This window comes from Pseudoalteromonas sp. AS71 (assembly GCF_038900275.1).
Classification (GTDB): domain Bacteria; phylum Pseudomonadota; class Gammaproteobacteria; order Enterobacterales; family Alteromonadaceae; genus Pseudoalteromonas.
Map to the genome: position 1 here is coordinate 79,306 of NZ_JBBMQZ010000001.1, position 20,166 is coordinate 99,471.

Genomic DNA, 20,166 nt, shown 5'->3' on the forward strand with positions numbered 1-20,166 from the left:
ATTTATTGCGTAACAGTTATTTTTTGTCTATTTATTTTAACAAAGCTACTTTTTTATCCGCTAGAAGTGCCATAAAACTGCTTTTATTTAAAGGTTTTGAAAACAAATAACCTTGTCCGTAATCGCATCCAGCTTCCAGTAATAGCTGCATTTGTAATTTAGTTTCAATTCCTTCGGCGATTACTTTTAAGCCCAACTGATGCGCCATAACGATTATGGCTTCACACAATGCAAGTTCTTGGCTGCCTATTTGAATATTATCGACAAAACGCTTATCTATTTTTAAATAGTCGGTGTCCATTTCTTGTAGGTAAGCGAGCGATGAATATCCAGTGCCAAAATCATCAAGAGCTAGCTGCATTCCTGATTTCACGATTTCTTTTAGGCGTCTTTGTGTTAGCGCTTCAGGATTAACCATTAAGCCTTCAGTTATTTCTGCGACAATTGACGAAGCAGGTAGTTTTGCTGCTTTTAGCATATCGTACCATTCATCTATGCCACTCTCTGGCGTGGATAATTGCACTGGCGATACATTTACACTTATTTGAAACGTATCATCGGTTAGTGTTTTTATATCGTTAAGTGTTTGAAGGGCTTGGGCAAATACAAATTGGCCAATTGCATTTATTTGCCTGGTTTCTTCAGCAAGTGGAATAAATGCGATAGGGCTGATTAGCCCTTTTTCAGGATGTTGCCAACGAATCAGCGCTTCAGCTTTATGAATATGTAAATCATTTAAAGCAACAATGGGTTGATAAAATAACTTAAACTGTTCAAGTTCAATGGCACTTCGTAAGTCTTTTAATAGCACCATGCGAGCATGTGCATATTCGCGCATGTCAGCAGAGAAAAACTCAAAACAATTACGACCATTACTCTTTGCTTTATACATAGCCTGGTCGGCTGCTTTTAAAAGCTGTTCAGTATTTTTACCATCATTTGGGGCACATGCAATACCTATGCTTGCACTAATAAATAACTCTTCGTTTTCAAGATTTAAAGCTGACGATAAGCTAAGTAAAATATTACTCGCAATTTGATTAATATGGCGCGTACTTTTAATGTGATTAAATACAATAACAAACTCATCACCACCAATCCTAGCCACAAAGTCAGCATTCTTTGCCGACTGTACTATGCGTTGTGATACGAGTTTTAATAAGTTGTCGCCATAATGATGGCCCAAAGTGTCATTAATATCTTTAAAGTGATCAATATCTAAAAGCATGACAATCAATTGATTATCTGGAGTAACAACATTTGAAAATCGTTTATTTAATCGCTCTTTTAACTCTAAACGATTTGGCAAGTCTGTTAAGTGATCAAAGTGAGCTTGTCGCCAAATAGTTTCATTAGCTTGTTTTTTCTCTGTGAGGTCTGTGAATATCGCGATTCGACGAATTGGTGCATTATTTTTATCATAAACCGTATCGATTGTGAGCCACTCAGAGTACAACTGCCCGCTCTTTTTACGGTTAATAACCTCGCCTTGCCAACGGCCAGTTTGCTGTAACTCTGACCACATTTTATTGTAAAATTTCTTATCATGTTTTCCTGATGAAAGAATTGAAGAGGACCGCCCAATAACTTCTTCTTTACTATATAAGGTCGTTTTACTAAATGCAGGATTCACATCAAATATAATACCTGTTGGATCGGTGATTGCCATACCTTCACTACTGTTGTTATACACTAGCGAGGCAAGGTGGAGTGCTTCTTCATTTACTTTTCGCTGTGTTATATCACGTAGTACAACAACGTATTCATTTTTGCTTTGCATAGCACTAATACGCGCTTCAAAGCTGCGTTTAGGATCTGATTTTTCGAGTGTGAATTCTAAATTGCTCGAAACATCAAGTTTAGATAACTGCGATAATAAAAGCTGAACATTGCTGTGTGAAAGTATTGATGATAAATGAGGTGCGGCAGTGCTATTTGGGTTTACTTGGGGCTTAAATTGCCCCGTTATGTTGAGAATATCGCCATGGATGTTAATTCTAACGTAACTATCAGGCAGAGTATTAAGCAAGCTAGTAAGCTCGTCATGCTTGTTTTTTAAATTAGCCTCGGCTGTTAACCTAGTTTGCGCCATTGATTTAAAATGCTGATAAAGAGTATTTAGTTCGGGATTATTGGGCTGTATATTTTGTGCGGGCATTTCGCCCTTAGCTAGCACATTTGTTGCATTTGTTAGATTATTAATTGGGTCGATAATACTTGTTTTAAGTAGTTTTCGTGCAATTAAAGACAGTATCAGTAGCGATAAAATAAACACACCAATCGCTATAAAAAAGTTATTATTTATTTGTTTTAAAGCATGCGTGACAGGAAGTGCGATATGTATATTTAAGCTGTTGTTACTCGGATCGCTGTAAATAACAGAGTGATGAAGCATTCGGGCTTCACCTTCAATGGATTTTATTTTTGTTGATGCCTCAGTATCAATCGAAGAATCAGTTGCTAATAAAGTCTGTGCGATATTATCGCCAAGCGCGGCTGTTGTAGGAGGATAACGCGCTAAAATTTTTCCGTTAGAATCAGCAATTGCAGCAATAGAGCCCTGCGGAAGTTCAATGTCATTAAATGCATTATTCCACCAGTCTAGCGCAACAACGATAACTACAACGCCCTGAATTACATTTTTTTTATTAATAATAGGTAACGCAAAATTAAGGGTGTTTTTTTGCAGGCTTCGGTCGTGCTGAAAATAACCTACCGACAATTGGTTGCTTTTTAAGGCGTTTTGAAAATACGCCCGATCGGCAATATTTATTTTTTTGGCTAACCCGCTTGTTGTACATATAACAATGCCATTTGGATTTACAATCCCGATATTGGCAACGTGCGCGTATATAGCTCTAAATTGATTAAAATAATTAGGGCAGGACGTTGCTAGATTTTCTTTCTTACTTTCCTCTTTAGCTAAGTAACGCGCTAACCGGTTAATATCATCGACTAAATGCTTTTGCTGTAAAATTAATTGCTTAGCAATGTTTTCTACTTTTTTTTCACTTTGCTCAATAGAGTGATCGCGCTCAAGCAGCAGTGTAAAAATAATTACAGCAGTGCCTGGAATACTTAACAGTATAAGCAAACGATAAAGCTGATGTTTGAGAGAATAAGTGAAAATAACCATTCCTTAGTTTTGTATTTTGCAATAACAATTGTAGCCAAATTCACTCCAAATAACCATAGTAATTATAAGGTTGAAAATATAACCAATGAATCATTATAGTTCTGTTTTTTGGAATGTTAAGGTCGATTTAAAGACATAGTTGTTTTGTTTAATGAATGATTTAATAGCCTCATAAACTTATGCTTTAGAGTGAATTAAAAAATGAAAATATTAAAAATACTGACAGCTTATGCAACTCAAGATGGTGATGGCGTGAACATTAGCCGTATACCTGGGTTTGATGGTAAATATTTAGATCCATTTTTAATGATTGATGAACTTAAGTCAGACGAAAAAAAAGAGTATATGGGAGGCTTTCCTGAGCATCCGCACCGAGGTATTGAAACGTTTACTTATATTCTAAAAGGTGGCTTTGAACATCGTGACCAAATGGGTAACAGAGAAGCAATTAAAGCAGGCGATGTGCAATGGATGAGTACAGGGCGCGGCGTCATGCATAGTGAAATGCCACTCGCGGATGCTGTTGACGGTTTGCATGGCTTTCAAATTTGGATCAACATGCCAAGTTTGGATAAAATGCGTGATCCACGTTATCAAGATACTACTAAAAACCCAGCTCCGAGTTTTACAAATACACAAGGTGTGACGTTAAAAGCACTTGCGGGATCGTGGCAGTTCGAAAGTGAAACGCTTACAAGCACTCTGCAAAGTTTAGCTGCCAATGCTGCGCTCGCTGATATTACATTACCTGCTGGTAAAAGCATGGATTTAGAGCCTCTTAGCCAACAAAAAGTAATGCTTTATATTCATAGCGGCTCACTAATAACGAACGACAATCAAATAATACCAGCGGGTAAGTTACTTATTTTAGAACTAGGCAGTGATATTAATGTTATCTCTGAGCACGGCGCTGGTGTATTGATTTTAGCTGGCGATCCACTTAATCAACCAATTGCTCATATGGGGCCGTTTGTAATGACGGCGCAAGATGAAGTGCAGCAAGCGGTACATGATTATAGAAACGGCGAGTTTGGCAAAATTTAACAGTATTTTTAGGAGAGTTTCATGGGATTATTAGTTAACGGTCAATGGCAAGATAAATGGTACGACACTGATTCAAGTAATGGTAAGTTTGAACGCGAAGCTTCGCAGTTACGCCATTGGATTACTGCTGATGGCAGTGCTGGAATAACCGGTGACGCAGGTTTTAAAGCACAAGCGAACAGGTATCATTTATATGTATCGCTAGCATGTCCTTGGGCTCACCGAACACTTATATTTAGAGCGTTAAAAGGGTTGGAAGACTTAGTTACGGTATCGGTTGTTAGCCCTGATATGCTTGATAGTGGCTGGGAATTTGATACGAAAAACCACAGTACTGGCGATGCTTTATTTAATAGTAACTACTTACATCAAGTGTATACAAAAAATAACCCTGAGTATTCTGGGCGAGTAACGGTTCCCGTATTGTGGGATAAAAAGCTCAATAAGATTGTTAGTAATGAGTCTGCCGATATTATTCGCATGTTCAATAGTGCATTTAATGAATTAACAGGTAATAACGATGACTACTACCCTGAGGCGCTGCAACCAAAAATTGACGAATTAAACGCGCTGATTTATCCAAATATAAATAATGGTGTATATCGTACGGGTTTTGCAACAACTCAGGATGCTTATGAAGAGGCATTTAATGATGTTTTTAAAGCGCTCGATAAAGTAGAGGGAATACTGAGCAAGCAGCGTTATTTAGCCACAAATGAACTCACAGAGGCAGATTGGCGATTATTCACCACTCTCATTCGGTTTGATAGTGTGTACGTTGGTCACTTTAAATGTAATTTACGCACAATTGAAAGCTATCCTGCACTGAGCGGATACCTTAGAGAGCTATATCAGGTTAAGGGAGTAGCAGAGACAGTTGATTTTTATCATATTAAACGACATTACTATTTTAGCCATACAATGATCAATCCAACACAAATTGTGCCAAGTGGCCCAAGTATTAATTACTTATCCGATCACGGTAGAAATGTTTAATGTTTAAGCAAATAGCCTAACAAGCCAGCCGTATTTTCTTACAAAGCTGGTTTCGCCTTTTCCTGCTTGTACAGCTGCACCGGCTAAAAAGGCACTTGTTAGTCCCACTTTAGTTGCGGCAAAACGCTTTAGCCTATATTGAAACGCTGCATGATGTTGGCGTTTCAGCTCACTGCGCGTATGCATTTGCTTACTAAGAGCATCAACGTTTTCATTAGGTGCTTTAATTAAGTAATTAACTAACATAGTAATTTCCTTATAAGTTAAACAGCTTTTTTAAGCTTTTAAGTGTTTTACTAAAGCCAATTTTATTGCTTAGGTAAACCGTATTTTTCCAAAGCCATGCTAAACAAGCAACTTGCAGCAAAGTAGCTGTTGCAATACTCAACCATACTGACCCAAAAAGATCATATACACCGTATCCAACAGCACCCAAAAATCCTGCCCACAACAAAACCAAACCACTGGCAAAACAGCCTAAAAATATAGTGATCAATGCAAGCGATCTGAGCGACAACCGCCATTCAGCCTTAGCAAGCTGATGGGTGATCTTTCCTTGAGTTTGGTAATCATCCTTGAGCTGCTTAGAGTACTCTAAAAGCTTTGCAATATGATCTTGCCAATCGTCCTTTTGGCTCTGCTGCTCAGTAGTTTGGTTTTGCGCTTCACCATCCTTGGCTGCGCTTGTTTGTGGGTTATTCATCACTAATTACTTACGACGAAATAGTGATGTAATCAGCATACCCGCAGCAAAAGCAATCCCCGCTGTTGCTAATGGGTTTTCAGAAGCAAATGCACGAGTTTTAGCTGTACATTCACTTAACTTTTCACGTGCAATAAGTTGTTTTTCACTTAATGCTTCTGCTGAGCTTGAAGCGCCTTTACGAACACTGCTTTCAGCTGTTGCTGCTTTGCTAGAAAGTGCATCTACAGCATCGTGTGCCGCTGATGTTGCTTTCTCTGTAAGAGGTGATTCAGTATTTGTTAGTTTAACGTCAGGCTTAACATCTGAAGTTGTGTTTGGTTTCGTATTTGTTGCAGTAGCCATAATCAATCCTTAATAAGTTAAAAAATTTAAATAGTGATTTAAATAATGCAATGATTAAACCAAAACCGTTTTTTATTTTAAGTTATTGAATGTGTTATCTTTTATTGTTTGTGTGTAGCTTTTTCACATTTGATAATTTAAAGCAAACAGTAACTATTACTACACGGTTAGGTAAATTTTACAAAGGGAGTAAAAATGCTTAAAAAGTTGTAAATATTCATTGGTTATTCAGTAAGCAAAGCGTGTAAACAGAAAGTTATAAAAAACAGAATAGATATTTTTTTCATCACAATCCCACTTTTTCCCACATAATTCAAACGCTTCGCTTGAGCCCTTATTTTTTCTAGCTTTGGGACTTACTAAAGCTGGTCAGCTTACTTGACAAAATGGCTTGTCAAGCCCTAAACTGGAGCACTGTGGTAAAAAGTGGTTTTTAGTGGATCACACTGGATAAAAATAAACAAAAGTTGAATAAAACAATTTTAAAGTAGGTTTTTTATGTTTCGTGGCGCGAGTTCACTGAGTTTGGATGATAAGGGGCGTTTTGCGGTACCGACTAAGTACCGAGAATCTCTATTGTCTGAAGATCAGGGAACGGTTATTTGTACCGTCGCATTAAATGAGCCGTGTTTATGGTTGTATCCGCTGGCTGAGTGGCTCGAAATAGAAAGCCGTTTAGCTAAAATCTCCAATATGAACCCACGAGCCCGTCGAATGCAGCGTATGTTGCTCGGGAATGCTACTGAATATCAACTTGATAAAAATGGTCGAATTTTGCTTGCGCCGTCACTGCGGGCTCATGCATCACTTGGCAAAAAAATCATGCTAGTTGGTTTGATGAATAAATTTGAAATTTGGGATGAGGCGCGTTGGCACGAACAAATGCAGCAAGATACCGAGCTTGAAAGACTTGGCGATTTTGAGCCTAACCAAGATTTAGATAATTTTACACTCTAACAGCACAAAAAAAGGCAAATAATAGCTAATGACAGCGCAATTTGAACACGTATCCGTATTAATGGACGAAACCATCGATGCCCTCGCAATTAAGCCAGACGGTATATACATGGATGGTACGTTTGGACGTGGCGGCCACTCTGGACAAATTTTAGCACGCCTTGGTGATGAAGGTCGCCTGCAAGCAATTGACCAAGATCCACAAGCGATAAAATCAGCCGAAAAATTTGCTGATGATCCACGTTTTGCGATTGCACATACTCGTTTTTCAAATCTATACGAAGTAGCTGAGCAGAACGATCTAATTGGTAAAGTGGATGGCATTTTATTAGACATTGGTGTCTCGTCGCCACAACTTGATGACGCTGCGCGTGGCTTTAGTTTTATGAAAGATGGGCCACTTGATATGCGCATGGACCCAACAACAGGTCGTAGTGCAGCACAGTGGTTAGCAGAAGCCGAGTTAGATGATATTACCCACGTAATTAAAAAACTGGGCGAAGAAAAGTTTGGTAAACGCATTGCACACAAAGTACTCGAAGTTCGTGAGCACACGCCAATTACAACAACAAAGCAACTTGCTGACCTTGTTGATGAAGCAGTACCGGTAAAAGATAAGTTTAAGCACCCTGCAACACGTACTTTTCAGGCGATTCGTATTTACATTAATAGCGAGCTTGAAGAGATTCAAACAGCGCTACAGTCTGCAGTTAAAGTGCTAAAGCCAGGCGGTCGTTTAGTGGTGATTTCTTTTCACTCACTAGAGGATCGTATTGTAAAACAGTTTATTAGAAAACAGAGTAGGGGAGAAGTGTTACCCAGAGGTCTGCCTTTAACTGATGCACAAATAAATAAAAACCTGACTTTAAAAGCAGTGGGTAAGGCTATTAAGCCAAGTACTGTTGAAGTAGAGCGTAATCCACGTTCTCGTAGTTCTGTACTTAGGATTGCACAGAGGTTGGGATGAGTAAAAAAGCGAGCTATCGTCAACCCAATTTATTCTTTGAAATATTAAAAGGCCTAGGTGCTAACAAGCTAACCTCGGCCTTGTTGGTTGTGATATTCGCTTCTAGTTTAGCTGTTGTGCAAACAACACATTTAGCTCGTGGGCAACTTATAAAGCAAGATAAATTATTACAAGAACGTGATGAACTCGATTTAGAGTGGCGCTACTTACTTGTTGAGGAAGAATTTTATTCGCAACATGCACGCATTGAAGAAGTTGCTATATCACAATTAAAAATGAAACGACCTACGAGTCAAGATGAGCAGGTAATAATAGTACAATGAGAAATAGAGGCAAAAAACCAGTCACTAATTTAATCACATGGCGCTTTATGCTGGTGTGTACAGTTGTGTTTATGGTGTTTGTAACACTCGTATCTCGCGCTGCTTATTTACAAGTGATAGAACCCGATAAAGCCCGTTCAGAAAGTGATAAGCGCACGGTACGTGTTGAAAAACTGCATGTGCAACGTGGAATGATTTTTGACCGTAATGGTAAAGAATTAGCGGTAAGTGTGCCTGTGGTAAGTGTATATGCTGATCCTAAAGCATTACATAAATCGCTTGTTTCTAAAGTAATCAAACAAGCACGCAAAAGCGGCGAAGATCACTTATCTTTAACTGAAAACACTGCTGAGCTTGATAAGCGTACTGCACTTTATTATAAAAACGATTTACGCTGGCGTGAGCTTGCAGATGTGCTGCGTATTGATCCTAAAAAGATTAATTCTCGACTTTTAAACGATCCTTCGCGTCGCTTTGTGTATTTAAAGCGCCAAGTTACTCCTGCTGTAGCAAATTATATTGGTGATTTACGCCTACCAGGTATTCATTTACTAGATGAATCTAAACGCTACTACCCTGCAGGTGAAGTTACCGCGCATGTTATTGGTTTTACCAATATCGATGGCAAAGGCATTGAAGGCATTGAAAAGCTCTACGAAAACGCTTTAACGGGTGAGGAAGGCCGCCGTACCATTCGTAAAGACGCACAAGGGCGTGAGGTAGAAGTACTTGACGAACGTGAACGTGTAGAGCCAGAAAGCATAGAACTAAGTATTGATCAACGAATTCAAGCTATTGCGTACAAGGCTGTAAAATCAGCTGTATTGACTTATAAAGCCACATCGGGCTCAGCTATGGTAGTTGATGTTAAAACCGGTGAAGTACTGGCAATGGTAAATAGCCCTTCATTTAATCCAAACAACTTAAGCGATGCTGCACCTCATAAGCGTCGTAACCGCGCAATTACAGATTTGTTTGAACCAGGCTCAACTGTTAAGCCTCTAGCCATTTTGGCTGGGCTAGACTACGGCGCCATTCAGGCAGATGACACGATTGATACCTACCCAGGTTGGATGCGTTTAGGTGGTAGTTTAGTCAGAGATACTCGTAATCACGGCGAACTAACACTGCGCGAAATATTAAAGTACTCCTCAAACATGGGAGTTGCGAAGGTTACTCAGTTAGTGCCTAAAGATTACCTTGTTGGCTTATATCAAAAAGTAGGCTTTGGCAGTGACACCGGTACTGGAATGGTAGGTGAAAGCAGCGGTTTGTTTTATCCAAATCGTCGTTGGTCTGACTTTGAAATTGCAACTTTATCATTTGGTTATGCAATTTCGGTAAGTACTGCGCAAATGGCGCGCTTTTATACCATGTTAGGCGCCGGTGGAGTTAATCGACCACTGACTATTTTAAAGCAAGATAATATACCTGAAGGCGAACGTATTTTTAAACAAAAAGACGTAGAAGCCGTAGTGCACATGATGGAAAGTGTATTTGAAAAAGACGGTACTGCTCGCAACATAAAAGTTGATGGGTATCGTGCAGCTGGTAAAACAGGTACATCTAAAAAAGCCGTAGCAGGTGGTTATGGTGATGAATATGTAGGTTATTTTGCAGGTGTAGCGCCAGCAAGTAATCCTCGTTTAGCCGTGGTAGTTATGATTAATGAACCAGGCGGTGATGTGTACTATGGAGGTGCCACCGCTGGCCCTGCATTTGCAGAAATCATCTCTAACGCATTAAGAATATTAAACGTAGCGCCTGACAAGGAAGAGGTTGCATACGTACAAGGTAAAGATAACGATGCGTGATTTAAAGGATATTTTAAAATACATCGAAATAGATGCGCCCTCGCAACTGGTAAAACATTTACGCCTAGATAGTCGTGAAGTAACGCCAGGTGATGTATTTGTTGCAATTAAAGGCCATGCACTTGATGGCGGACAATTTATTAGTAAAGCAATTGAAAATGGCGCAACAGCTATTATTGCTGACAGATTATGTGAATTTGAAACAAGTTTTGAGCCACTATATTTAGTTTCGGAGCTTGATAAAAAGCTTCCAGAATTAGCAAGTCGCTTTTATAACCAGCCAAGTCAGGCTCTTGATTTAATTGGTGTGACAGGTACAAATGGGAAATCGACGACCACAGCTATGATTGCCCACTTAGCACAATTTTGTAGTACTGAGTCGGCTATTATAGGCACTTTAGGTTATGGTCATCCTGATAACTTAATTCCACTGATTAATACCACACCTTCAACGGTTGATTTACAGCATATTTTGAGCGATTTAAATTCGCAGCATAAAAAGCTGGTAGCTATGGAAGTGTCATCTCATGGGTTAGTGCAGCAGCGCGTTGCTAAATGCGCGTTTAAAGCGGCTGTGTTTACTAATCTTTCGCGCGATCACTTAGATTACCATGGTGATATGGCAAGTTACGGTGATGCGAAACTAATGCTTTTCCGTGACTTTGAGCCAGAGGTTGTAGTGCTTAATCAAGATGATGCTCAAGCTGAGCAATGGCTTGAAAAGTATGACTTTAATAACCTAGTTTGTTATGGCCGCAAAAACTTAGCCCCTAAGAATGCTCAGTACGTTTATTTTTCTAATGTTGAATATTCAAGTGACGGTATTTCGGCGCAGTTATCGACTAGTTGGGGTGATATGTCGATTAAATCGCCTCTGTTTGGCGAATTCAACTTATATAACTTAACGGCCGCGATCGCTACATTACTAGGGCTTGGTTATCCGCTTGAGCAATTAGTTGCAGGTTGTGCGCAGTTACAGCCAGTAGCTGGTCGAATGCAAGCATTTAGTCAAGCTGGCATGCCAACGTGTGTTGTTGATTACGCACATACACCCGATGCACTTGCACTTGCATTACAAGCATTGCAGCTGCATGTGCCAGGTGGTGTAAGTTGTGTATTTGGTTGTGGTGGCGACAGAGATAAAGGTAAGCGTGCATTGATGGCGCAAGCTGCAGAGCAAAACGCTAATAAAGTTATTATTACCAGTGATAACCCTCGCTCAGAAAACCCTGATGACATTATTGCAGATGTAGCAGGCGGTTTAACCCATCCTCAAAATGCACATTTAGAGGCTGATAGAGCAACTGCAATTCGTTTTGCTATAGAAAACGCTACAGCTGATGACGTTATTTTGATTGCAGGTAAAGGCCACGAAGATTATCAAATTATAGGTGATACGCGAATCGACTTTTGCGATCGCCGGTATGTACAAGAACAACTAAAAAAAGCAGTAAGAGGGATAACACAATGATCCCAATGGATTTTGATTGGTTAGCTAATGTGCTAACAACCGATTATCAAGGTGATAATCAACACGTGCTTAATATAAATACTGATACTCGTACAGTGTGCGATGGCGAAGTGTTTTTAGCACTGAAAGGGCCAAATTTTGATGGGCATAAATTTATAGCTGAGGCTAAACAAAAAGGCGCGATTGGCGTTGTTGTTCAGCATAAAGTAGATGTAGATATTCCACAATTTATAGTGAGCGATACTCGTATTGCACTTGGTGTAATTGGCACTGCTGTTATGGCGCAAGTTGCGCCTAAAGCAATTGCAATTACAGGTAGTGTAGGCAAAACAACTGTAAAAGAAATGTGTGCGGCAATTTTGTCGGTTCACGGTGATGTATTAGCTACTAAAGGTAATTTTAATAACGATATTGGCGTCCCACTTACGTTATTGCGCTTAGAGCCTCAACATCGTTTTGCAGTAATTGAGCTAGGTGCAAATCACTTAGGTGAAATTGCTTACACAACGGCAATGACAAAACCAGATGTGGCCGTTGTATGTAATGTTGCAGCAGCTCACTTAGAAGGTTTTGGTAGTTTAATGGGGGTTGCAAAAGCTAAAGGTGAGATTTTTGATGGCCTAAAAGATGACGGTGTTGCCATTGTTAATTGCGATAGTGAATTTAGTCAGTATTGGTTAGATAAACTTGAAGGGCGTAATGTTAAACGCTTTTCTACAACCGAAAAACTAGACATTTGGGCAGAGAACATCACGCTTGATGCCAATGCACGTGCAAGCTTTACGCTTTGCACTAAAAACAAGCAAGTGCCTGTTACTTTGGCACTACCTGGTAAGCATAATATTAGTAATGCACTTATCGCTGCGGCGCTGACCAGTGAATTTGATGTAACCCTTGAAGAAATAGCCAATGCACTTGCCACTATGGGTGATGTAAAAGGGCGCGTTAATTTAATTGAAGTGTCTGATTTACTCACCGTGGTTGATGATACCTATAATGCCAATGTTAAGTCGGTAAAGGCTGCGATTGACTTGTTAAGTGATATGCAAGGTCACCGCATTTTAGCACTCGGAGACATGGGTGAGCTAGGTGAAGATGCACGTAAGTACCATCAAGAAGTTGGCGAGTATGCACTTGAGCAAGGGATTGATGAGTTATTTACATTAGGTGTGTTAAGTAAATACGCAAGTGATGTGTTTGAACTCCCTAATCGTCACTTTTCGAGTCGTGAACAGATGCAGCAAAAAATTCAAGAAAGTATTAATAAAGTGAATACTAAAACAACAATAGTAGTGAAAGGATCGCGCAGTTCTCGCATGGAATTATTAGTAACCGATTTAGTTAATGGCCAGCAACAAGCCATCAATGGAGTATCATAATGTTAGTTTGGCTGGCAGAGTATTTAACACAGTATTTTAGTGGTTTTCATGTTTTTTCGTATTTAACGCTACGTGCCATTTTAGGTATTTTAACTGCGCTAATTATGTCTCTTTATTTAGGGCCTAAGTTAATTCGTGGTTTGCAACGTATGCAAATAGGCCAAACAGTTCGAGACGATGGTCCGCAATCGCATTTGTCTAAGTCGGGTACACCGACTATGGGTGGCTTACTTATTTTAGCGGCTATTTTTACCAGCACGCTACTTTGGGCCGATTTATCAAATAAATACGTGTGGGCAACACTGTTTGTAATTGGCTCTTTAGGTATTGTTGGCTTTGTTGATGATTACCGTAAAGTTATTCGTAAAGATCCAAAAGGTTTAATTGCTAAGTGGAAGTACTTTTGGCAATCGGTGATTGCATTAGTTGTTGCTACTGCTTTGTACTTTACCAGTGCACAAGCATCTGAAACATCACTCGTTGTTCCATTTTTTAAAGACGTGTTACCGCAATTAGGTTTGTTTTATATCGTACTTACGTATTTTGCGATAGTAGGTACATCAAACGCTGTAAACCTGACCGATGGCTTAGATGGCTTGGCGATTGTGCCAATTATTTTGGTGGCTGCGGCATTGGCAATTATTGCTTACTTAACAGGTAATATTAACTTTTCGGCTTACTTACATATTCCACATTTACCGCTAGCGAGTGAGCTTGTGGTTGTGTGCACTGCCATTGTGGGCGCAGGGCTTGGCTTTTTATGGTTTAACACTTACCCAGCACAAGTATTTATGGGCGATGTTGGCTCATTAGCACTTGGTGGCGCATTAGGTATTATTGCTGTTTTAGTACGCCAAGAGTTACTGCTTATTATTATGGGCGGTGTATTTGTAATGGAAGCGCTATCGGTAATATTACAAGTGGGGTCGTATAAATTACGGGGACAACGCATTTTTAGAATGGCGCCAATTCACCATCATTACGAATTAAAAGGTTGGCCAGAGCCTCGCGTTATTGTGCGCTTTTGGATTATTTCTGTTGTGCTAGTGCTTACTGGCTTAGCTACTTTAAAGATTCGATAAATGCAGTATTTAAACGAGATAAAAAACAAACAAATAACAGTGCTCGGACTCGGTGTAACCGGTCTGGGCATTGTGCGTTTTCTATTGTCTCATGGCCTTGCCCCCAAGGTCGTTGATAGCCGAGCAACCCCGCCGGGGATTGATTGGTTAAAAGAGCACGCGCCAACTCTAGATACCCACTTTGGTAATTTGGATGACGCAGAGCTTTGTTCAAGCGATATGATTATTATAAGCCCTGGGCTTAGCTTAAAAATACCAGCTGTTGCAAATGCAATTAACGCAGGTGTTGAAGTGATTGGTGACGTTGAGTTATTTGCGCGCATTAATACAAAACCTGTCGTTGCAGTAACGGGCTCTAATGGTAAATCAACCGTAGTTACACTTGCTTATGAAGTGTTAAAAGAAGCCGGTTACAAAGTTGCATTAGGTGGAAATATTGGCACTGCGGTACTTGATTTACTTAGTGATGATTTTGATGTGTATGTACTTGAGTTATCGAGTTTTCAGTTAGATACCACAACGAGTTTAAAACCAGTAAGTGCAACGGTATTAAATGTGTCTGAAGATCATCTTGACCGCTATGACAGTTACCAAGCTTATATAGACTCAAAGCTTAGTATTTATAAGTTCGCAGAGCTTATTGTTGTCAATGCTGACGACATTCAAACACGTCCTGTTGAGCGCGGTACGGCTCCTCTAATTAGCTTTGGTGCTCAACAAGGTGATTACCATTTAGCGCAGCACAATGGTGAAACTCACTTTATGGTTAAAGGCGATGCCTTGTTACCTGTTGATACACTTGCGGTAGTGGGTAAGCACAATTATTTAAATACGCTTGCAGTAATGGCGCTCTTAAGTCCGTTTGAAGTAAGCAAAGAGCAATATAAAAATGCGTTAGGTCAATTTAATGGGTTGGCTCATCGCTGCCAATTTATAGCTGAGCTTAACGGTGTAAAGTATTTTAACGATTCAAAGGCTACCAATGTTGGAGCAAGCATTGCTGCAATAGATAGTTTAGCAAGTGACGGTGAAAATCTGATTGTGATTGCTGGTGGCGATGCTAAAGGCGCTGATTTAAATGCGCTTAAACCTTACATAAAACAGCATGTAAAAGCATTAATTTGTTTTGGCAAAGATGCAAGTGATTTAGCTGCGATTACCAACAAGAGTTATTTAACTAACAATATGGAAGAAGCCGTTACTTTGGCCAAAGTACTTAGTAGTACAGGCAATATTATTTTATTAGCACCCGCATGTGCCAGCATTGATATGTATAACAACTATATGCAACGCGGTGATGACTTCGTTCAGTGTGTAATGGCAGGGCAATCATGATTGCTTTTGCCGATATTAGAGATGCGTTAACACCTAAGCCTTCAGGGCAGTTATACGATGTGCCGCTATTATACTGCGTAATAATGCTAATTGGTGTTGGTTTTATCATGGTAACCAGTGCATCAATGCCCACCGCAGAGCGACTATTTGATGACCCGTACCATATTACCATTCGCCACAGCATGTTTTTGGCGATGGCTTTTGTTCTTTTTTGGATAAGCGTTTGCGTGCCAATGGAGTGGTGGAAACGTTCAAACCCTTACCTATTAATACTGGGTATGGTGCTATTAATAGCAGTATTGATTATTGGTCGTGAAGTGAACGGCGCTAAACGATGGATACCTATTGGGCCTGTTGGTTTTCAGGTTGCTGAGGCCGCTAAGTTATACTTTTTTAGTTATATAGCTGGCTACTTAGTAAGAAAACGTGAAGAAGTACAAGAAAATATTAAAGGCTTTGCAAAGCCAATAGCAGTATTTGCAGTGTATGCATTGCTTATTTTACTACAGCCCGATTTAGGCACAGTAGTTGTTATGTTTGTAACAACGGTTGGCTTGCTGTTTTTAGCTGGTGCTAAGTTATGGCAGTTTTTTGTACTTATTTTAACTGGCGTGGGTTTGGTTGTATTACTAATTATTGTTGAACCATATCGAATGGCGCGTGTTGTAGGCTTTTTAGACCCTTGGGATGATCCTTTTGGTAAAGGTTATCAGTTGGTGCAATCACTAATGGCGTATAGCCAAGGTGGTTGGTTTGGTCAAGGCTTAGGTAACAGTGTACAAAAACTACAATATTTACCTGAAGCGCATAACGATTTTATTTTTGCCGTTATAGGTGAAGAACTTGGCTTAATAGGCGTTGTAAGTATTTTAACGGTATTAGCTACTTTAGTATTTAGAGCCTTATTAATAGGTCAACAAGCGCTTAAATGCGGTAAGGAATACGAAGGCTATTTTTCGTTTGCCATTGGTATTTGGTTTGCATTTCAAACCATGGTGAATGTAGGTGCAAGCGCGGGTATTTTACCAACGAAGGGTTTAACCCTGCCGTTTATTTCTTATGGCGGCTCAAGCTTGTTAATTATGACGATTGCCACGGGTATTTTATTGCGCGTAGATTTTGAAACCAAAATGGCAACCAAACAAGCCACCTCACGCGGAGGTAAGCGATGAGTAAAAAATTAGTAGTAGTGGCTGGTGGAACTGGCGGGCATATTTTTCCTGGCATTGCAGTGGCCGATTATTTAAAGCAGCAGGGCTGGCAAGTCAGCTGGATTGGCACTCCAGATCGAATGGAAGCAAGTGTTGTTCCTAAGCATGGCATTAATATTGATTTCATTAATGTTAAAGGTGTTCGTGGCAATGGGTTAAAGCGTCTCATTAAAGCCCCATTCATGGTACTTAATGCAATATTGCAGGCGCGTAAGGTATTGAAAGAACAGCGCCCGGATGTAGTACTTGCAATGGGCGGTTATGTTACGGGTCCAACGGGAATTGCAGCAAAAAGTTTAGGTATCCCGCTGGTTATTCACGAGCAAAATGCTGTAGCCGGTATGAGCAATAAATGGCTTGCTAAGTTTGCTACACGCGTATTAGCAGCATTTCCAAGTGCGTTTGCACAAGGACAAGCTGAACTAGTAGGTAATCCAGTACGTCAAAGTGTAATGGATATAGTCAAACGCGATGTATCAAGCCCTATTAATATTTTAGTGGTTGGTGGGTCGCTTGGTGCACAAGTGCTTAATCAGACGTTACCAGAAGCATTTAAAGGCCTTAGTAATACAGCTCCAATAAATGTTTGGCATCAAACAGGTAAAGGTCATTTACCCACTGTAGAAGCAGCTTATAAAGCGCATGGTTTAGCGGGCGGTAATACAAAAATAGCTGAATTTATTGATGATATGGACGCAGCATATAGCTGGGCTGACATTGTTGTTTGTCGTGCAGGTGCGTTAACTGTTAGCGAAATCGCAGCGGCAGGTAAAATGGCTGTTTTTGTCCCGTTTCCTCATGCGGTGGACGACCACCAAACAGCGAATGCACAGTATTTGGTAATGGCGAATGGGGCATTATTAATGCCGCAAGAACAGTTTGATAAACAATCAATTATTGAACTATTAAGCCCGTATTTAGCCCAACCTTCATTAATTACTGAAATGGCTACAAATGCAAAAAAACAAGCCATTTTAGATGCCACAGCAAGCGTAGCTACGCACTGTGAGCAAGTAACAAATAAGAGAAAATAAGTGAAAGAGATATCAGTACAAGAAAAGCATACACGCCCTGCAATGCGCCGAATAGAAACCATCCACTTTATCGGTATTGGTGGAGCTGGTATGGGCGGGATTGCTGAAGTACTCGCATTTGAAGGCTACCGTATTACAGGTTCTGACATTGCTCATAGCGCTATGACAGATCGTTTAATTAAAGCCGGTGCTGAAGTATTTATTGGCCATCATGAAAATAACGTGAAAGATGCCAATGTAGTGGTTGTTTCAAGCGCGATTGATGAAACAAACCCTGAAATTATCGCAGCTAAAGCCGCAAGAGTTCCGGTTGTACGCCGTGCAGAAATGCTTGCTGAACTAATGCGTTTTCGTCACGGTATAGCCATTGCGGGTACGCATGGTAAAACAACAACAACGAGCTTAATTGCAAGCATTTATGGACAAGCAGGCCTTGATCCAACGTTTATTATTGGTGGCTTATTAAACAGCGCAGGTAGTAACGCAAAAGTAGGTAAAAGCGATTTTTTAATTGCAGAAGCAGATGAAAGCGATGCGTCGTTTTTACACTTACAGCCAATGGTATCGGTGATCACAAATATCGAAGAAGATCACATGGATACTTACGGTGGTAGTCTTGAAAAGATGAAAGACACCTATGTGGATTTTATTCATAACTTGCCGTTTTATGGTTTAGCTGTTGTATGTATTGACTCTGAAGTTGCTGCTGAGCTAATACCGCGTTTTGGTCGCCCAGTTATCACGTATGGTGAATCTAAGGATGCTGATTATCGCATGAGCGACTTTAGCCAATCAGCTAATACATGCACATTTACAGTAACTAACAAGCAAGGTGAGTGTTTAACTGCCACGTTGAATATGCCAGGTAGACATAACGCACTTAATGCAACCGCTGCAATTGCTGTGGCAAAAGATCAAAACATTGCGAACCATGCAATTTTAGAAGCGCTGCAGAAGTTTGAAGGTATTGGTCGTCGTTTTCAACACTATGGTGAATTTGAAAACGAGCGTGGCAATGTGATGTTAGTTGATGATTACGGGCATCACCCTTCAGAAGTTGCAGCAACAATTGCAGCAGTACGTGAAGGATGGCCAGATAAGCGTTTAGTAATGGTATATCAACCTCATAGATTTTCTCGTACACGCGACTTATACGAAGATTTTGTGAAAGTACTTGCTGATGTAGATCAGTTGCTATTGCTTGATGTGTATAGCGCTGGTGAAGATCCAATTGTTGGCGCAGACAGCAAAAGCTTATGCCGTAGCCTTCGTCAACGTGGCAAAGAGCCGCTGCATGTGGCAACAAATGCAGAGCTTGCTGGCGTTTTGGCCGCAAATTTACAAAATAATGATTTAGTATTAACTCAAGGCGCTGGTAATATAGGTCAGTTAGTTAAAACATTAGCTGCGACGGGTATGTCGATAGAAAAACTTAAGCAAGGTGAAGTATGACTCAGGTAAACACACAATTTGGTAAAGTAGCGGTACTGCTAGGTGGTAACTCAGCAGAACGTGAAGTGTCTTTACGATCGGGTCAAGCTGTTTTAAATGCACTGCAAAATAGTGGTATTGATGCAATTGCATTTGACCCACAAAGTCGTTCTTTGTGGGAATTAAAAGAATTAAATGTAGAGCGTGTTTTTATTGCTTTGCATGGGCGTGGTGGCGAAGACGGAACTGTACAAGGTGCGCTTGAATTTATGAACTTGCCTTACACGGGCAGTAATGTACTAGGTTCAGCACTTGCTATGGATAAAGTACGTTGTAAACACTTATTTAAATCAGCGGGATTAAGCACCGCACCTTATGCCGTAGTTGATGCCAAAAAAGGCTTTGATGCTGCAGCTATTATGGGTGAGTTTAAAAAGGTAATGGTTAAGCCATCGCACGAAGGCTCAAGCATAGGTATGGCGCAAGCAAGTACAGTACAAGAACTTGAAGATGCATTAGCTAATGCATTTAAGTTTGATAACCAAGTGCTTGTAGAGCAGTGGATCACTGGTCGTGAGTTTACAATCACAGTGCTTGGCGACGAAGTACAACCAGTCATTGAAATGACGACACCAAATGGCTTTTACGACTACCAAGCTAAGTATCAATCAAATACTACGCAGTATCATTGCCCTGCAGATTTGTCAGAGCAAGATACTAAGGACTTACAGGCTATCTCACTAGATGCTTTTGATTTAGTGGGCGCAAGCGGCTGGGGCCGTGTTGATGCGATGCAAGACGAGCAAGGTAATTTTTATCTCCTTGAAGTAAATACAGTACCAGGTATGACTGAAAAATCTTTAGTACCAATGGCTGCAAAAGCGAATGGGGCAACTTTTGAACAATTAGTTGTTCGCATTTTAGAGCAAACGCTTTAA

General features: G+C 40.2%; 18 protein-coding genes. 14 read left to right on the top strand and 4 right to left on the bottom strand.

Annotated features, from left to right (window positions below; all coding sequences use genetic code 11):
- Positions 1-31: 31 nt before the first annotated feature.
- On the bottom strand, positions 32-3,136 hold the full coding sequence (locus tag WNY98_RS00460; protein ID WP_342876823.1) for an EAL domain-containing protein: 3,105 nt from the start codon (positions 3,134-3,136) through the stop codon (positions 32-34).
- Positions 3,137-3,337: 201 nt separating this feature from the next.
- Between WNY98_RS00460 and WNY98_RS00465 the strand changes: the two genes are divergently transcribed.
- Together WNY98_RS00465 and WNY98_RS00470 are read left to right on the top strand one after the other, a co-directional pair.
- On the top strand, positions 3,338-4,180 hold the full coding sequence (locus WNY98_RS00465; protein ID WP_342876824.1) for a pirin family protein: 843 nt from the start codon (positions 3,338-3,340) through the stop codon (positions 4,178-4,180).
- Between the two features lie 21 nt (positions 4,181-4,201).
- Complete coding sequence (locus WNY98_RS00470) at positions 4,202-5,176, top strand: glutathione S-transferase family protein (RefSeq protein WP_342876825.1); 975 nt, start codon at positions 4,202-4,204, stop codon at positions 5,174-5,176.
- 3 nt (positions 5,177-5,179) lie between these two features.
- Here the strand turns inward: WNY98_RS00470 and WNY98_RS00475 are convergent, their stop codons facing one another.
- Genes WNY98_RS00475 through WNY98_RS00485 form a run of 3 tightly spaced genes read right to left on the bottom strand, consistent with a single transcriptional unit; the run spans position 5,180 to position 6,224 of the window.
- Entirely contained in the window at positions 5,180-5,422 is a 243-nt protein-coding gene (locus WNY98_RS00475) for a hypothetical protein (protein ID WP_024599282.1), read from the bottom strand.
- A gap of 10 nt (positions 5,423-5,432) precedes the next feature.
- Complete coding sequence (locus WNY98_RS00480; RefSeq protein ID WP_342876826.1) at positions 5,433-5,879, bottom strand: hypothetical protein; 447 nt, start codon at positions 5,877-5,879, stop codon at positions 5,433-5,435.
- Positions 5,880-5,885: 6 nt separating this feature from the next.
- Positions 5,886-6,224 carry a hypothetical protein gene (locus tag WNY98_RS00485; protein WP_010554292.1) on the bottom strand — a complete coding sequence of 113 codons (339 nt, stop codon included), beginning with the start codon at positions 6,222-6,224 and terminating at the stop codon, positions 5,886-5,888.
- A 498-nt stretch (positions 6,225-6,722) separates the two neighbouring features.
- Here WNY98_RS00485 and mraZ point away from each other — a divergent pair, with 498 nt between their 5' ends.
- The 12 genes from mraZ to WNY98_RS00545 are packed head-to-tail and all read left to right on the top strand — an operon-like array spanning position 6,723 to position 20,166.
- On the top strand, positions 6,723-7,181 hold the full coding sequence (gene mraZ, locus WNY98_RS00490; RefSeq protein WP_007582904.1) for a division/cell wall cluster transcriptional repressor MraZ: 459 nt from the start codon (positions 6,723-6,725) through the stop codon (positions 7,179-7,181).
- Between the two features lie 28 nt (positions 7,182-7,209).
- Positions 7,210-8,148, top strand: coding sequence for a 16S rRNA (cytosine(1402)-N(4))-methyltransferase RsmH (gene rsmH, locus WNY98_RS00495; RefSeq protein WP_076923708.1), 939 nt, complete (start codon positions 7,210-7,212; stop codon positions 8,146-8,148).
- The gene (gene ftsL / locus WNY98_RS00500) at positions 8,145-8,471 is read left to right on the top strand and encodes a cell division protein FtsL (RefSeq protein WP_342876827.1); all 327 of its coding nucleotides are present in this window, start codon (positions 8,145-8,147) and stop codon (positions 8,469-8,471) included. Before rsmH ends, ftsL begins: the two co-directional genes overlap by 4 nt.
- Complete coding sequence (locus WNY98_RS00505; protein ID WP_170071690.1) at positions 8,468-10,285, top strand: penicillin-binding transpeptidase domain-containing protein; 1,818 nt, start codon at positions 8,468-8,470, stop codon at positions 10,283-10,285. The genes ftsL and WNY98_RS00505 overlap by 4 nt, the downstream gene beginning before the upstream one ends.
- Complete coding sequence (murE, locus tag WNY98_RS00510; protein ID WP_342876828.1) at positions 10,278-11,756, top strand: UDP-N-acetylmuramoyl-L-alanyl-D-glutamate--2,6-diaminopimelate ligase; 1,479 nt, start codon at positions 10,278-10,280, stop codon at positions 11,754-11,756. Before WNY98_RS00505 ends, murE begins: the two co-directional genes overlap by 8 nt.
- Entirely contained in the window at positions 11,753-13,135 is a 1,383-nt protein-coding gene (gene murF, locus WNY98_RS00515) for a UDP-N-acetylmuramoyl-tripeptide--D-alanyl-D-alanine ligase (protein ID WP_342876829.1), read from the top strand. Before murE ends, murF begins: the two co-directional genes overlap by 4 nt.
- Entirely contained in the window at positions 13,135-14,217 is a 1,083-nt protein-coding gene (gene mraY / locus WNY98_RS00520; RefSeq protein ID WP_024599287.1) for a phospho-N-acetylmuramoyl-pentapeptide-transferase, read from the top strand. Before murF ends, mraY begins: the two co-directional genes overlap by 1 nt.
- The gene (murD, locus tag WNY98_RS00525) at positions 14,218-15,552 is read left to right on the top strand and encodes a UDP-N-acetylmuramoyl-L-alanine--D-glutamate ligase (RefSeq protein ID WP_342876830.1); all 1,335 of its coding nucleotides are present in this window, start codon (positions 14,218-14,220) and stop codon (positions 15,550-15,552) included.
- Positions 15,549-16,724, top strand: coding sequence for a cell division protein FtsW (gene ftsW, locus WNY98_RS00530; RefSeq protein ID WP_024599289.1), 1,176 nt, complete (start codon positions 15,549-15,551; stop codon positions 16,722-16,724). The genes murD and ftsW overlap by 4 nt, the downstream gene beginning before the upstream one ends.
- On the top strand, positions 16,721-17,797 hold the full coding sequence (murG, locus tag WNY98_RS00535; RefSeq protein WP_342876831.1) for an undecaprenyldiphospho-muramoylpentapeptide beta-N-acetylglucosaminyltransferase: 1,077 nt from the start codon (positions 16,721-16,723) through the stop codon (positions 17,795-17,797). The genes ftsW and murG overlap by 4 nt, the downstream gene beginning before the upstream one ends.
- Positions 17,798-19,249, top strand: a complete 1,452-nt coding sequence (murC, locus tag WNY98_RS00540; RefSeq protein WP_024599291.1) for a UDP-N-acetylmuramate--L-alanine ligase — start codon at positions 17,798-17,800, stop codon at positions 19,247-19,249. It abuts the gene before it with no gap.
- Positions 19,246-20,166: a D-alanine--D-alanine ligase gene (locus WNY98_RS00545; RefSeq protein ID WP_342876832.1), complete on the top strand. Its 921-nt coding sequence runs from the start codon at positions 19,246-19,248 to the stop codon at positions 20,164-20,166. The genes murC and WNY98_RS00545 overlap by 4 nt, the downstream gene beginning before the upstream one ends.

What these genes read in the sequence shown, in the direction of transcription:
- ftsL (WP_342876827.1), top strand. Translation starts at nt 8,145, where the DNA reads ATGAGTAAAAAAGCGAGCTATCGTCAACCCAATTTATTCTTTGAAATA.
- murE (WP_342876828.1), top strand. Translation starts at nt 10,278, where the DNA reads ATGCGTGATTTAAAGGATATTTTAAAATACATCGAAATAGATGCGCCC.
- murG (WP_342876831.1), top strand. Translation starts at nt 16,721, where the DNA reads ATGAGTAAAAAATTAGTAGTAGTGGCTGGTGGAACTGGCGGGCATATT.
- WNY98_RS00505 (WP_170071690.1), top strand. Translation starts at nt 8,468, where the DNA reads ATGAGAAATAGAGGCAAAAAACCAGTCACTAATTTAATCACATGGCGC.
- murD (WP_342876830.1), top strand. Translation starts at nt 14,218, where the DNA reads ATGCAGTATTTAAACGAGATAAAAAACAAACAAATAACAGTGCTCGGA.
- mraY (WP_024599287.1), top strand. Translation starts at nt 13,135, where the DNA reads ATGTTAGTTTGGCTGGCAGAGTATTTAACACAGTATTTTAGTGGTTTT.
- WNY98_RS00470 (WP_342876825.1), top strand. Translation starts at nt 4,202, where the DNA reads ATGGGATTATTAGTTAACGGTCAATGGCAAGATAAATGGTACGACACT.
- rsmH (WP_076923708.1), top strand. Translation starts at nt 7,210, where the DNA reads ATGACAGCGCAATTTGAACACGTATCCGTATTAATGGACGAAACCATC.
- WNY98_RS00480 (WP_342876826.1), bottom strand. Translation starts at nt 5,879, where the DNA reads ATGAATAACCCACAAACAAGCGCAGCCAAGGATGGTGAAGCGCAAAAC.
- WNY98_RS00475 (WP_024599282.1), bottom strand. Translation starts at nt 5,422, where the DNA reads ATGTTAGTTAATTACTTAATTAAAGCACCTAATGAAAACGTTGATGCT.
- mraZ (WP_007582904.1), top strand. Translation starts at nt 6,723, where the DNA reads ATGTTTCGTGGCGCGAGTTCACTGAGTTTGGATGATAAGGGGCGTTTT.
- WNY98_RS00465 (WP_342876824.1), top strand. Translation starts at nt 3,338, where the DNA reads ATGAAAATATTAAAAATACTGACAGCTTATGCAACTCAAGATGGTGAT.
- WNY98_RS00460 (WP_342876823.1), bottom strand. Translation starts at nt 3,136, where the DNA reads ATGGTTATTTTCACTTATTCTCTCAAACATCAGCTTTATCGTTTGCTT.
- WNY98_RS00545 (WP_342876832.1), top strand. Translation starts at nt 19,246, where the DNA reads ATGACTCAGGTAAACACACAATTTGGTAAAGTAGCGGTACTGCTAGGT.
- murF (WP_342876829.1), top strand. Translation starts at nt 11,753, where the DNA reads ATGATCCCAATGGATTTTGATTGGTTAGCTAATGTGCTAACAACCGAT.
- ftsW (WP_024599289.1), top strand. Translation starts at nt 15,549, where the DNA reads ATGATTGCTTTTGCCGATATTAGAGATGCGTTAACACCTAAGCCTTCA.
- WNY98_RS00485 (WP_010554292.1), bottom strand. Translation starts at nt 6,224, where the DNA reads ATGGCTACTGCAACAAATACGAAACCAAACACAACTTCAGATGTTAAG.